The 14,193-nt window shown below is 39.3% G+C and carries 14 protein-coding genes; 11 read left to right on the forward strand and 3 right to left on the reverse strand.

What is annotated here, in order from left to right:
• Positions 1-760 precede the first annotated feature (760 nt).
• From BP549_RS15080 to BP549_RS15105, 6 genes are read left to right on the forward strand one after another with little or no spacing between them, the layout of a single operon-like run.
• Positions 761-2,677 (forward strand): NADH-quinone oxidoreductase subunit L, encoded by a 1,917-nt coding sequence (locus BP549_RS15080; RefSeq protein WP_292371511.1) that lies wholly within the window; start codon positions 761-763, stop codon positions 2,675-2,677.
• A complete protein-coding gene (locus tag BP549_RS15085) occupies positions 2,674-3,537 on the forward strand; it encodes a respiratory chain complex I subunit 1 family protein (protein WP_292382014.1) in 864 nt (287 codons plus the stop codon). Before BP549_RS15080 ends, BP549_RS15085 begins: the two co-directional genes overlap by 4 nt.
• Positions 3,538-3,551: 14 nt before the next feature.
• Positions 3,552-4,022 carry an NADH-quinone oxidoreductase subunit B family protein gene (locus BP549_RS15090; protein WP_229396110.1) on the forward strand — a complete coding sequence of 157 codons (471 nt, stop codon included), beginning with the start codon at positions 3,552-3,554 and terminating at the stop codon, positions 4,020-4,022.
• Positions 4,015-4,368, forward strand: coding sequence for an NADH-quinone oxidoreductase subunit C (locus BP549_RS15095; protein WP_292382016.1), 354 nt, complete (start codon positions 4,015-4,017; stop codon positions 4,366-4,368). Before BP549_RS15090 ends, BP549_RS15095 begins: the two co-directional genes overlap by 8 nt.
• 21 nt (positions 4,369-4,389) lie before the next feature.
• Positions 4,390-5,466 (forward strand): nickel-dependent hydrogenase large subunit, encoded by a 1,077-nt coding sequence (locus tag BP549_RS15100; protein ID WP_292371504.1) that lies wholly within the window; start codon positions 4,390-4,392, stop codon positions 5,464-5,466.
• A gap of 23 nt (positions 5,467-5,489) precedes the next feature.
• Complete coding sequence (locus BP549_RS15105; protein WP_292371503.1) at positions 5,490-5,843, forward strand: 4Fe-4S dicluster domain-containing protein; 354 nt, start codon at positions 5,490-5,492, stop codon at positions 5,841-5,843.
• 568 nt (positions 5,844-6,411) lie between these two features.
• Here the strand turns inward: BP549_RS15105 and BP549_RS15110 are convergent.
• On the reverse strand, positions 6,412-6,936 hold the full coding sequence (locus BP549_RS15110; protein WP_292382017.1) for a GNAT family N-acetyltransferase: 525 nt from the start codon (positions 6,934-6,936) through the stop codon (positions 6,412-6,414).
• A 268-nt stretch (positions 6,937-7,204) separates the two neighbouring features.
• Between BP549_RS15110 and BP549_RS15115 the strand changes: the two genes are divergently transcribed.
• Positions 7,205-7,654, forward strand: a complete 450-nt coding sequence (locus BP549_RS15115) for a hypothetical protein (protein ID WP_292371500.1) — start codon at positions 7,205-7,207, stop codon at positions 7,652-7,654.
• A gap of 649 nt (positions 7,655-8,303) precedes the next feature.
• The gene (locus BP549_RS15120) at positions 8,304-10,055 is read left to right on the forward strand and encodes a DEAD/DEAH box helicase (protein WP_292382019.1); all 1,752 of its coding nucleotides are present in this window, start codon (positions 8,304-8,306) and stop codon (positions 10,053-10,055) included.
• Between the two features lie 178 nt (positions 10,056-10,233).
• On the opposite strand, the gene BP549_RS15125 is transcribed toward BP549_RS15120, so the two are convergent.
• Both BP549_RS15125 and BP549_RS15130 read right to left on the reverse strand, forming a co-directional pair.
• Positions 10,234-10,596 carry a sulfite exporter TauE/SafE family protein gene (locus tag BP549_RS15125; protein WP_292371496.1) on the reverse strand — a complete coding sequence of 121 codons (363 nt, stop codon included), beginning with the start codon at positions 10,594-10,596 and terminating at the stop codon, positions 10,234-10,236.
• A gap of 476 nt (positions 10,597-11,072) precedes the next feature.
• A complete protein-coding gene (locus BP549_RS15130; RefSeq protein WP_292382020.1) occupies positions 11,073-11,573 on the reverse strand; it encodes a metallophosphoesterase in 501 nt (166 codons plus the stop codon).
• Positions 11,574-12,030: 457 nt separating this feature from the next.
• Here BP549_RS15130 and queC point away from each other — a divergent pair, with 457 nt between their 5' ends.
• The 3 genes from queC to BP549_RS15145 all read left to right on the forward strand — a co-directional run bounded on the left by queC (position 12,031) and on the right by BP549_RS15145 (position 14,125).
• Positions 12,031-12,726: a 7-cyano-7-deazaguanine synthase QueC gene (queC, locus tag BP549_RS15135; protein WP_292382021.1), complete on the forward strand. Its 696-nt coding sequence runs from the start codon at positions 12,031-12,033 to the stop codon at positions 12,724-12,726.
• Positions 12,727-12,797: 71 nt separating this feature from the next.
• Positions 12,798-13,358 (forward strand): DUF366 family protein, encoded by a 561-nt coding sequence (locus tag BP549_RS15140; protein ID WP_292382023.1) that lies wholly within the window; start codon positions 12,798-12,800, stop codon positions 13,356-13,358.
• Positions 13,358-14,125, forward strand: coding sequence for a 7-carboxy-7-deazaguanine synthase QueE (locus BP549_RS15145; protein ID WP_292382025.1), 768 nt, complete (start codon positions 13,358-13,360; stop codon positions 14,123-14,125). Before BP549_RS15140 ends, BP549_RS15145 begins: the two co-directional genes overlap by 1 nt.
• Positions 14,126-14,193 lie beyond the last annotated feature (68 nt).

Consider the following 14,193-nt stretch of genomic DNA (forward strand, 5'->3'; position numbering starts at 1 on the left):
TGGAGTTTGAAGGAATTATTAACTTTCAGAGTTCCGGTTCAATAACTTAGGGACACGACCAAATTGTTAATCATAATTAATATAAAAGTAAAGTTAAAATCACTTTATTTAAATAGCACATTGTTATATTAATTATTGTAATAATTTAATTATTATTTTATCGTTTTATTTTAGTATTTTTATTTAAAAAACTGTGATATTTACAGCCTATTCAAAAAACAAATCTCGGGAGCAACAGGGTGATAAATTAAAACCATTATATTTAAATAGAGCTTTGTGCATGCTACTTTATACTATTTTAGTAGTACTGGAATTATTTGGTAGTATCTGTTGGCGTTAAGTAGTATTTATAACGAGAAATATAATCAAAAAGAAAAACAATATTTGGGGGCTATTTTGTCCATTATTCTCGTTAGTAATATAAATCTAAAAAGAAAATCACTATCTTTAAATATGCCTTTGTTATATTAAGAATTGGCAACATGTCGAATTTATCTCGACATTATCCACATATTATTATCTCTTGTGATTTTAATATAAGAATACTATAATATTTGTGGAATATTAGTCCATATTCTTATATACTCAGGGATTGCGCAGTTGAGCTGAGAAATCAATATAGTATGCCATTCGAGAATATAAAATATAGGTTCTAAAAGCGTCCTATATATTGGGTTCTGTTTTTTAGCTGCGCAAATTCCAACATCGTACGTTAGAAAATAAACAGATCGGAGGATTAATAGATCGGAGGATACGCTGTATGATAGAAAACACCGTTATGCTATTAATTTTAGTACCCTTACTGTTTTCGTTATTATTTGTAGCCCTTCCCAAATCTCTATATAAAATTCTTGCTTGGGCTTTCTTCATAATTGGAGTAGTTTTATCAGTTACTTTAGTATTGGATTGTTTACCAACTGGTGGTGCTGGAGCCTTTGATGTCTCTGAGTCAAGTTTCCCAATGTTGGAAAATATTGTCCTTGTGCTAGAAGTACTAGTAATACTATTTATTCTTGCTGTTTCAGCAAAATATAAAAACTGGCCTACACTTGGACTAGGAATAATTTCAGCAGCTTTATTTGCTTACACTTATGCCAATGTTCCAGGTGCTGAAGGTGCTTCTTTTAATATCGATCAATTTTCTCAGGTCATGATATTAATTGTTAATATAGTCGGTACTGCGATCATATTATTTGCAACTGGTTATATGGATATTTATGAAGAGCACAGACATCTGCACAGACAAAAGACATTTTACTTTACAATGAGCTTCTTCCTGGCAGCCATGAATGGTCTGGTAATGGTTGACACACTGGGATGGCTGTTTCTTTTCTGGGAAATCACAACTCTATGTTCGTTCGTGTTGATCTCATATAACATGGACCAGGAAGGAATAAACAACGGTTTCAGGGCGCTGGCTTTAAACCTGGTTGGTGGAATTACTTTTTCGATAGCCATCATCTTACTCAGTACTAAGTTCAATATCTCTACCCTTTCCGGAGTCGGAACTGACGCTGCTGCTGCTGCTGTAGCTCTTCCTGTTGCCTTACTCTGCATTGCAGGCTTTGCAAAATCTGCTCAGATGCCTTTCCAAAGCTGGCTCTTAGGGGCAATGGTAGCTCCCACTCCTGTTTCGGCATTACTTCACTCAAGCACGATGGTAAACGCAGGTGTTTACTTAATTGTCAAGCTTGTACCAGCTTATGCTAACACCTCCCTCGGAACAGCCATCGCAGTTTACGGTAGCTTTACCTTTGTTATGTGTTCAGCTTTAGCCTTATCTCAAAGAAATGCTAAAAGAGTACTTGCATATTCAACCATTGCAAACCTTGGATTAATTATCGCAAGCGCCGGAATTGGTACACCTCTGGCTGTAGCTGCTGCGATTATGCTTATCCTGTTCCACGCAATATCAAAAGCTCTCCTCTTCCTGTGCACAGGTGAAATTGAGCACACTATCGGAAGCAGAGATATCGAGGACATGTCAGGATTAATAAAGAAGGCTCCTCTTCTCACCACTCTTGCAGCTCTGGGAATGGTCTCCATGCTCTTACCTCCTTTCGGAGTACTGCTCACAAAGTGGGTGTCAATGGAAGCTGCTTCAAGCAACCCTGTTGTCATAGTCTTCCTTATCCTTGGGAGTGCACTCACTACAGTTTACTACGCTAAGTGGCTTGGAACAATCTTATCATCCAGCATGGACAAAAATGCAGTTCCGCATAAAAAACCGGAAACTTATTTCCCACTGTCCTTCCTTGGATTAGCCATTGTAGTTACAAGTATTTTTGTATTCTCAATATACCATTATTTCATTGAACCTCAGGTAAATATTTTGCTCAAAGCTGTTCCTACAATCTCCGGACAGGCTGGACAATTTACCACTGAAATAGGGGCATTTGCCTATGCAGCAATATTTGTAGTGCTTGCTCTAGCTATTCTGATCTATCTTGCTACCAAGAGTATGTTCAAACCTCGTATGACTAGCTATTATATGTGTGGGGAAAACAACCTTGAAAGGGACAGATTGATGTTCAGAAATGGGCTTTGCAGTTACGAGAAAAGCAGCGTATCTAACATATATCTCCAGAATACTTTTGGAGAAAGTAAACTTACAACACTAGGATACGCGATTTCCATAATTCTTATTGTAATTGCACTGGCAGGAGGAGTATTATGAACAATATTTTATTAGCTGTTCTTGTTTTAATTGGTGCTCCTATCATCGGCTGTTTAGCTTCAGGAGTTGACAGGAAAATCACCGCAAGATTGCAGGGTAGAGTAGGTCCTCCTCTTTTGCAGCCATATTATGATGTTAAGAAGCTCCTCAGCAAAGACAACATGGTTGTAAATGCATCTCAAAACTTTTACGCAGTCGTGTACCTGGTCTTTATCATTTTGAGCCTATTGATGTTAGTCTTCGAACAGGACTTCTTGATGATAATCTTCGTGTACACAGTAGCTTCGGTAGCTCTTATTGTGGGAGGAATGAGCACTGGTTCTCCATACGCCAGAGTAGGAAGTTCAAGGGAAATAATGGCTATACTGTCCTATGAGCCAGTTTTAATTTTATATGCTCTTGCAATCTACTTGCTTACCGGTACTTTCAAATTATCTGCGCTATTAGACAAATCATCCCCTCTGCTGATGTATACGCCTCTTATATTCATAGCAATGATAGTTGTTCTGAATATAAAATTGAAGAAATCACCCTTTGACTATTCAACCTCTCACCACGGTCACCAAGAGCTGGTTAAAGGTATGACAACCGAATATTCAGGGCCAGGGTTTGCCACCATTGAAATCGCACACTTCTATGAATACGTGTTCTTAACAGGACTCATATTCTTATTCTGGGCATCAAACCCAATAATAGGTGTGCTTATAGGTATCATTGCTTACTTGCTTGTAATTGTTATAGACAACATTACTGCAAGAGTATACTGGCAGTGGATGCTCAAACTGAGTTGGTCAGTTCTGCTAATAATTTCAATTGTGAACATAGCATTCCTGTACGTTAGCGGAGCCCAATTAGCTTAAAAAGAGGGACACTTATGAGTTTGGCAAAATCCCCATGGATTATACATGTAAACGTGAACAGTTGCAATGGCTGTGATATTGAAGTAGTAGCTTGTCTTACTCCTCTATATGATGCTGAAAGATTCGGTGTTCTAAACATCGGTACTCCCAAGCAAGCTGATATAATGGTAGTTACAGGCTCAGTGAATTATAAAAGTGTAAATGTGCTTAAAAACATTTACAACCAGATTCCTGATCCAAAAGTCGTTTTAGCTGTAGGCGCCTGTGCATCTACAGGTGGAATATTCCACGATTGCTATAATGTGATAGGTGGAGTAGACCAGGTCATACCTGTAGATGCATATGTTCCCGGATGCTGCCCAAGGCCTGAAGCCATACTTGATGGCGTAGTAGCAGCACTTTCAATACTTGAAGAGAAGAAGAAAGGGAATATCAAAGGAAAGGAAGTAAAATTGAAAGGAAACGAGGTGCCATCCAATGCCTGATAATGTGATTCAAAATATAACAGAAATTAAAAGCATGCCAGAAGTGCTAAAAGCTGTTGAGGGTATGAAAGGTGATGGCTATCGATACGTTACTATGATATGCCTGAAAGCTAACGAAGGCCACGAGTTAATATATGTCTTCGAGAAAGATGACAAACTAAAGCACCTGAGGTACTTTGTAAAACCCGGTGAGAAACCCAAGAGTGTATCAGGTATTTACCTATGTGCACTTTTGATTGAGAATGAGTACCAGGATCTCTTCGGATTGACCTTCGAAGGTTTAGCAATCGACTATAAGGGCCACCTTTACTTAACGCCAAACAGTCCAAAAACTCCTTTGGCTTAAAGCATTTGAGAGGAGAATCACATGACAACCGTAATACCTTTTGGTCCTCAGCACCCCGTTTTACCCGAACCAGTTTCGCTAAAACTCGAGATTGACAACGATGTTGTTGTTGGAGTACTTCCCTCACTGGGTTATGTACACAGAGGGCTTGAGAAATTCATAGACACAAAGGACTACAACCAAACGATGTACATCTGCGAAAGAATTTGTGGAATCTGCAGTGGCATCCACGGTATAACTTATTCAAGGGCAGTCGAAAAACTATTCGATGTCGAAATCCCTGAAAGAGCTCAGTATTTAAGAGTAATAAATAGTGAGCTCTGCAGAATTCACAGTCACCTTCTCTGGCTTGGCCTGTTCGCAGATGGTTTCGGATTTGAAAGTCTCTTTTATGAGTGCTGGAAGTACAGAGAAGATGTACTGGATTTGTTAGAGAGATTCACTGGAAACAGAGTTATACACTCCATGTCCAAAGTTGGAGGAGCTTCCAGAGATTTGACTAAAGAACAGATTGATCAGATTCTGAAGACTCTTGATGACCTGGAACCCAAAGTCAAAAATATAGAAAAAGTGTTTGTAAACAATTACACCGTAAAGAAAAGGCTTGTGGGATTAGGTGTAATGTCAAAGCAGCTTGCATATGAGGCAGGAACTGCTGGTCCTACACTTAGAGGAAGCGGTAATGCTGTTGATGTGAGAAATACCGCAGACTGGGATATCTACAGGGATCTCGGTTTTAAGACAGCCACCGAAAAAGAAGGAGATTGCTACGGCAGAACCAAAGTAAGAATCGATGAAATATACGAGTCTATTAAGCTGGTGAGGAATGCAATTTCCAAGCTGCCTGATGGTGAGATTGCAACACGTGTAAAGGGTTTCCCTACTGGTGAAGCGATTATGAGAGCAGAGCAGCCCAGAGGTGAAGTTGTATACTATGTGAAAGGTAATGGTACCAAAAACCTGGAGAGACTTAAAGTAAGGACACCTACCTTTGCAAACATACCTTCACTGTTACTTATGTTACCAGGCGTCAAACTTGCTGATGTGCCTATAGTTGTACTTACTATAGATCCCTGCATTAGCTGCACTGAAAGATAAAAAGAAGGGTGATATTAATGGGCATGTTAAACCTTGTATTAGCAAATGTTTCTCGTAAACCTGCTACCAGACTTTATCCCTTCGAGGTAAGGGCACCTTTTAAAGAGTTCAAAGGAAGAATCGTTTTCAACCCTGATAACTGTATTCTCTGCGGACTATGTCAAAAGAAATGTCCACCTGATGCAATAACAGTTACTAAGGCAGACAAAACATGGGAACTCAATGTATTTAGATGCATTATGTGCACTGAATGCGTTAATGGGTGCCCAAAAGATTGTATATCAATCTCTAATGAAAGAGCAAAGACTGGTGCTAAAGAGTTTATAAAAATAGTGGTTCCAAAAGTAGATACTCCAAAAGCAGCACCTTCAAAATAAGAATTTAATATTTAATTAATTCTTTTTTGATCCTGCTTTTAATTTTTTTCAATTTTTATTACTGAAAAACAATACTTAATGTTCTCCGATCTAAGTATGGCATCTAAGGGAATCCTCTAGAGGGATTCCTTTAAAAAGCCATTCAGGCAGAAAAAGCGTTTTCTCTTAATTTCTAGTTTTCTTTTAATTTCTATTTTTATTGATTTCTGTACCTATCAACACTGCCGATTTTGAAAGTGTCTTAATTGTTTTCTTTTAATTTCTATTTCTATTGATTTCTTTACTTTGTTTACCTCACAAGATCTTCTCTCTACCTCAGTTCCCACTTCAGTCCCCATAGCATCATCTTTTTTTCTTCGTGCTTTACGAGTACTTTTTAAGATAATATCGTAAATATTTTTGCTCTAAACGCTTGTCAGCTAATCTGAGAAATAGCTGCTATGAGCATAGTAATGGCAATGGATTCGGGAATCTACCTTTTCTAGCTCATTAATTTTTAACTAGGAAACAGTTATAAAAACTCTTAATTAGAAAGTTTAACTTTGTTTATTTTCCTTAAAAAGTGTCTTCATTCCTGCCGAATCCAGGCCATAGGAATGTCAGCTTCCAGTTCTCCGGCTTTGCCAGAAATTCGCTTTTCAAGCCTACCTTCAGCCCTGAAACCAAATTTTTTGTAAAATCTTATGGCTTTTTGATTGCTTTCCTTTGCAATGAGTTCAACTCTGAGGATCTCAGGATGCTTTGATTTTATTTCTTTAAAAAGGGTTCGAAAGAGCAATGATCCTATCCCTTTACCCTGATAGTCTGGATGCACAGCTATTGTAAGGTCACTGAAAAGATGCGAAAAAACCCTTATACCCGGGCTGCAAGTGTGAACTTCCGCGATCAGGAATTCAGGATTTGAAGGATCTTCAATTGTCAGAATGATTCCTGTCTCATGACATCTCTCAATAAAGTTTCGGACATAAGCTTCAGTGACCTCATCGGCTTGCCTTGCGATCCCGCTTGAGTGGGATGCAACAGCCTTATAAAGTACCATGATTTTATGCAGATCCGAAAGTTTTGCTCCTCTGACGCTGTATTCCAGTTGCATTTTACCCAACCCCTTTTAAGAAAAAAATCAACATGACAATATTAAAACATATCCCTATACATGTCAGGAGACTAAGAAAGTTGCCTCAAGTCAGACCTTATTCGGAAATTTCTGGAATTAATAGAAATTACAAACAATATAGGAACTGAGTGAGAGTAAGGAATCCGATGATTACTCAGGTAAAATTCCAGAAAAACTATTAAGAGCCAGAAAATTAGTTAAGCTTTTATTCTTTCCTCTAGCATGTTAATATTGAAAGAATGAAAAGATGAACAGGAGATGCTGGTTAACGAGTAGACTTCCTTTTCCCAATACAGGTCCGGAGATTAATTTTGATAAACAGTGGGCTTTTGAAATTGCTTACTTTACTCAGCATGTAGGGACTGATATCAGGAAGCTCGGGGATCTTCTAAATGCTAGGGATTATGTCGAGTCGCGCCTCTTGGTATCAGAAATGAAACAGAGAGCAGAGTACGAAAAAACTGTCCAGCCTGACTTCAGGACTTCGGGTGATCTTGTAAAGGCCCGCAAGCTGTTCAACAGCTTTCTGGATGAGTGCGTTAATTTTGCCGAACTTTTGAGGATCACAACAATCCAGGAAGAAACCGGGTGTGAAGAAATTATGGACAAGCCTGAACAGATCAGAAATTCAATCGATAGACTGAACCTTCTTAAAGAGATGTTGACCGATGAACTTTGTTTTCATGGCTGGTACTAATGAATAGCTAGTATCATAAACTTTATTCATTCTTGTCCAAAAAGTCCTATCTGAAGCCTTATTTTATCTTTAAGCACTGGCTGTAATTCTAAGCATTCTATTAAATCTGCAACTGCGATCTGTATTGTAATTACTGCCCATACATCTAAGGCAATTACTACCTATAAGTCAAATTTTCTGAAAATTGGCAGTGTATGATTTAAGGGTTTTTCCGGATAATGAAAGCTTTTATTATTAAAGATCTCACTAAAAGGGTAGCAAAGAGTTATATATAGGAAAAAGAGTACAGGGTTACTATTCAAGTTAAAGGTTATTTAATCTAATATTATTTAATCTAATAATTCAGTCTGCCTGTATCACAGGGAAGAACTCAAAAAAGCGTCCGGAACTTATCCAAGAAAATCTAATTTTGCTGTATAAGTTTTATGTATATCGGTTTGAATTTCCCTGGTCCTTAGGCACCTTCTCGCATTCCCGGGGATATTAACCATTTATACGGCGTGTTTACCTGTTTTTAGCTGGTATCATGTACCGGTTTTGATAAGTGGCCTCTTCCGCAAAGGATACTGCCGGGTATGCGGCAGAGTATATATGTAGCAGACCTGCAAGTTGCACGATCTGTAAAAATTGTCAATATTTGAGTGAGTACATGGAAAAACTAGCAAAATTTAAGGCATTGGGGCTTTCAGACAGTACGTTAAAAGCCCTAAAAAAGAAAGGGTTTGAAGAACCAACCCCAATTCAGGAAAAGGTCATCCCGCTTTTTTTGAAAGGAGAATGTGATATTATAGGGCAAGCTCAGACAGGAACCGGGAAAACAACGGCTTTCGGAGCCCCCATTATAGAAAAAATTCCGGAGAAATCAGGAAAGGTGCAGGCAATAGTCCTGACCCCTACTAGAGAACTGGCAATCCAGGTTTCAGAAGAACTCAATTCCCTGAAAGGGGATAAGAAGTTGCACATCGTTCCAATTTATGGGGGACAGTCCATGACCCAGCAGCTCAGGATGCTGAAAAGTGGAGTTGACATCGTTGTGGGAACTCCGGGAAGGGTCATTGACCACCTTGAGAGGAAGAGTTTGAACCTTGAGGACATTGGATATTTTGTGCTAGATGAAGCCGACGAAATGCTTAACATGGGCTTTATTGACGATATTAAGGAAATTCTAAAGGCAACCGGGCCTGATAAGCGAATGCTTTTCTTTTCAGCTACAATGCCAAAACCGATCCTTGGGATCATCAAGAAATATATGAAGAATTATGAGCATGTTGCCATTGATAAAGAAGAGCTTGATGCAAACCTCACCGAGCAGATTTATTTCGAAGTCCGGGAAAATGACAAATTCGAAGCTCTGTGCAGAATTATCGATATTGAAGATGAATTCTACGGGCTTGTATTCTGCAGAACAAAAACTGATACTGCCCAGCTCGCCCAGAAGCTTGGAGATCGGGGTTATGCAGCCGATGCCCTGCACGGCGACCTTTCCCAGCATGAAAGGGAGAAAATTCTTAACAGGTTCAGAAAACAAAAAATAAACATCCTCGCAGCAACCGATGTTGCAGCTCGGGGTATCGATATCATGGATCTGACCCATGTAATCAACTATTCCCTGCCTCAAGACCCTGAATCCTACGTGCACAGGATAGGAAGAACAGGTCGAGCAGGAAAGCAGGGAACTGCAATCACTTTTGTTACATCCACGGAATACAGGCGGCTCACCTACATAAAAAAGACATCAAAGTCCGAAATGAAGAGAGGGCGGATTCCCGAGATAAAAGATGTAATAAAAGCCAAGAGGGCAAGAGTAAAAGCCGAACTCGAGGAGACTATAAAATCAGAGGAATATGGCGACTGCCTTGAGATGAGTGAAAAGCTTCTTGAGGAATACCCAGCTGAAAAGATCCTGGCTGCTCTCCTGAAGTATTCTTTTAAGGAAATGTTCGATGAAAGCATGTATGCAGAGATTTCCGGAAGTTCATATGTCGATCGGAAAGGCAAAACCAGGCTTTTTATCGCAATTGGGAAAGCCGACGGCATGACTCCTGAGAAGCTGTGCGAGTTCCTACAGGAAGAAACAGGAGAAAGCGACCTGAAAATAAGGGATGCAGAAATTTTCCCTCACTTTTCCTTCGTAACCTTACCCTTTGCCCAGGCTTCAGCCTTGCTCGAAATCTTCAAAGACAAAAAGAGAGGCCGAAAGCCCTTTGTGGAACTTGCCCAGAAATCAAAGGGAAGAAGCTCAAAGAATGCTGGCGAATATCGCAGTGGCACTCGTAACGGCTATCGGAATGATTCTCGGAATGATTCTCGGAATGATTCTCAAAGTGATTCTCGCAATACGAATAGAAGAGATTATACGAGAGATACACGAACTGCGAAGAAAAAATACTCTTCATATTAATTTTATTCCTTTTTCAGGAGCTCTGGGGCTGCAAGGCTTCAGAGGTTCCTACAAATTATGAGGGTATAGTTTACCGGGGTTTTATCACCATTTTTCCGATTTATGTTGAATCAAAATTAATAGGCCAATCTTGTCTAAGTTGAATAATTACTGACACTCTTAGTAAGTATTAAAATTCTTATTTTCCCAAATAAGTTTTTATTCCTACTAAAATAACAAATATGCCGAAAGCCTTCCTTAATACCTCAAGTGGAAGCATGTTTGCTAATTGTGCTCCGAATTTGGCACTAATAACCATAGCAATACAGATGACTATACCTGCATATACGTCAGTATATCCTCTTTTATAATACTCAAGAAATGCAAGTATGCCAACAGGTGGAAGCAGTGCGATTAGAGAAGTTCCCTGTGCCTTTAATTGAGAAAATCCTTGTAAAAAGATTAGTGCAGGAATAATTATAACCCCACCACCAATCCCAAATAATCCGCTTAAAATACCTGCTGCAGCACCAATCAGTAAATAAATTATTAAGTCTTCCATAAAGCTGTACACTCCGCATATCTAAAGAAATATTGTTAAATCTAAAGCAAACAATGTTTTAAATTTTCAGATATTTCTGTTGTAATATTGAAATCACGATAAGGTTAAGACCATCATTTTATTTTTTTATGTTTATCGGTTCAAAATTATATGGTTCAAAACTATATGGTTCAAAATATGTATTACTTAAGGTGATTGACCTAATAAATCAATAGCATTAAACCTTCAATCATATAAAATATTAATAATGGTAGTGAATATTGCAGATTCCATGGATGTTACAACCTTTAATAGGATATGCAATCTTTCTGAGTTAACAACCCTCTTTAATAAGAAATTTTTCAGACAAGGTTGAAATAGAAACTACGCGAGAACTTATTATATCCCGATATTATCCCCAGGTAACTATAATTGGTTCACCAAGTCAAAAGTACCAAAAGAGTCCAAGCACGTTAAAAAATACGAAAGAAATAAAATCAGTCAAAGTCAAGCTGCATTATCTCAACATTAAGGTTTGCAATCTCAAGTATTGCAACTGTTGACTTTCCGGAAAGCACACCTGAAGATTCCCCTGGATTTATAACAGGAACCCCTTCTATTATTTTGACATCTGGATCATGGGTATGACCCCGGACTACTACATCAAAATCTCCTGATTTGGCAAGCGCTTTGACCAGGGCCTCATTTGTCCCATGAAGAAGGGCAATATGCAGTCCGTCAATTATCAGATCTCCAAAATTCCCACAGGAGGTAGCTCCTATTTCCTCAAACCATTTTGTAAGTGTTACTTTATCTCCATCATTGTTTCCGAATACAAAGTAAAGTTTTGGCTCCAATTCCTTAAAGGCTCTTGCAGTAAATGGAGAAACGATATCTCCGGCATGTAGCACGGCTTTTACCTTTTTTTCATTAAAAAGTTTTACCGCTTTCCGGATAGCATTCATGTTGTCGTGTGAGTCCGAAATAATTCCAATCAAGTATTCCCACCTCTTCGATTAGCTTTCCCTATTCAATATATAGTGCTGTTTGCTAAAAAGAATTCGGTAAAACAGATTTTTTAGAGCCTTCTCCAAGAATTGAAATTTTATAAGTAGAGTTTTTGAGTTAGGTTTTAGAGCAGTAGTTTTTAAATTTAAGGCTTAAATTTAAACCTTAATTGGAGCTACGGTTCCCACTTACACTTGGAATGAATCTGGAGCAACACATATTCACAAGCCGATTCTTGAGACCCATTAAGAAGACAGCTACGTTTAAATATGAGTTGCCAATATTATTGGAGTATTCTCTGGAGAATATCCCAATAATCTTTGAAGAATAAACTTCGGTAATCCTAAAAAGTAAACTCAATGAAATTTCCTGTTGAGATTTGACAACAATCTTTATTTCTTTTGATTTTAATTCGTGAGTTATATAAAGTTTAACTAGTGATTAAAAATGAAAGCTATAACCCTCCTGAGTAGCGGGCTTGATTCAGTTGCGGCTCTTGCAATCGCAGCGGAAGATCTTGACATTGAGATGGCTATTACTTTTGATTATGGACAGAGGGCAAGAGAGAGGGAAATTGAGTACTCACAAAAGGTATGCGAATATTTCGGAATTGAACACAGGATCATAAAACTGGACTGGCTTTCGGAAATAACTTCTACCTCTCTAGTTAACAGGGATGTTGAAGTCCCATCCTTATCGCTTGAGGACATTGACAAAGCGGCCCCTTCAGAAATTACAGACTCCTCAGCAAAAGCTGTCTGGGTTCCTAACCGAAATGGGGTAATGCTCAATATCACAGGAAGCTTTGCCGAAAGCAGGGAATGTGATTACCTTGTAGTAGGCTTTAATGGGGAAGAGGCAGGCACTTTCCCTGATAATTCTCTTGCCTACGTGCAGGCAATGGACAGAGCTTTTTCTTACTCCACTCAAAATGGGGTAAAAATACTAGCTCCTCTAATTGAACTTGGAAAAACCGAAATCGTTAGAAGAGCTCTCGAAGCAAAAGCTCCTCTTGAGTACAGCTGGAGTTGCTATCAAGGAGGAAAAATTCCCTGCGGAAAATGCGAAAGCTGCGTGCGCAGGGCACGGGCATTTAAGAACGCAGGTGTAAAAGACCCTCTTCTGGAGAGGCTTGGAATCTGATCTAAAAAATTCAGATCAGATGCCGATAAAGTACATTAAAGAATTACAGAAAAACTTGCAGAGAGAATCCTATGAAATGCATTGTTTTACCTGAGAAATTTGATTATGACGGGAGCCAGATTTCCTCTCTCTGGGCCTACAACAGTTTTGGAGTTCAGGAAGACTCGGTTGTAGTTTTTAGAGGAGCCTGCGACGTAAAAATCGAGCACATGATCGATCTTGAAGACCGACGAGCAAACGAATCAATCTGGTCCGAAGATATGGTAAGTTTCATTATAGAACACTTTGATTCTACGAACCTTAAACTTATCTATGCGCGGCAACGTCTTTTTACAGCCCTTGTAAGAGAACATCTTGCAGATCTCGGGGTGAAGACAACACGGGAAGGAGATGATCTTTTCCTGAACGGAAAGAAACTGACAGTCTCGATTGCCAGTACCTCTGCAGTTTCCCAGAAGATCCACTTCGGTATCAATGTCTCTCACGACATATACGGAAATCTGAAAGAGGCCGGGATAGGAGAAGACAAAATGGTTGCAAGCTTCATGCAGGTAGTAGGAGAAGCCTACGTCCGCGAGTTTGAAGATATAGAAAAAGACCTGAGAAAATCCAGGCCTCTGGGGGTTGTATAATGGCAGCTTCGGATTTTATGTTGGCCCCTATAAGGGAGGTTTTCTGTTCTGTGCAGGGAGAAGGTCCGTATGTAGGAGCAAGGCAGGCTTTTGTCCGCTTTTCTGGCTGCAACCTCAATTGCAATTACTGTGATACGGACTTTGCAAACCCCGGAACATGTGATTATGAACAGGTTGAAGGGAGCGGAAGTTTTGAGAAAATCAAAAACCCTGTGAGTATCGGCCAGCTCGAAGCTATACTGAAGCCTTTCAAAAAGCTCCATTCAGTCTCCCTGACTGGAGGAGAACCTCTTCTGCATGCGGATTTCATAGAGAAGCTGAATCTGGACTCCCCGCTTTACCTTGAGTCCAATATGACCCTTCCTGAGCAGGCCAGAAAGCTTACTGAAAAGGTAACTTACGTGTCTGGAGATTTCAAACTTCCCGAATCACTCCGTGGTATCGGATCTGAAGCCCGGGAAGCACATATGGAAAATACTGTAGAGTGCTTCAGGCTGCTGAGAACAAACCATTCAAGGGATTGCTTTTGCAAGATTGTTGTAGATAGCAACACAGAATTAGAAACTGTAACTCCAGCCGTGGAAGCTATAGCCCCTTACGTATCCTGTGTAATCCTCCAGCCTGAAACCCCTATTGGACGCGATGTAATGAATCCGCAATCTATACAGGCATCCGTACAGAATATTATGGGACTGCAGAAAAACCTGCTTGAAATCATAGACACACGAGTTATCCCCCAGACTCACAGGATGTGGGGTTGTCTATAATCGGAATTAAAGAAAACAAAGAACGCACTGAAGTGCCGAAATAAAAGCTTGAAAAACATTTTATTGAA

The organism is Methanosarcina sp. UBA289 (assembly GCA_002496565.1).
Taxonomy (GTDB): domain Archaea; phylum Halobacteriota; class Methanosarcinia; order Methanosarcinales; family Methanosarcinaceae; genus Methanosarcina.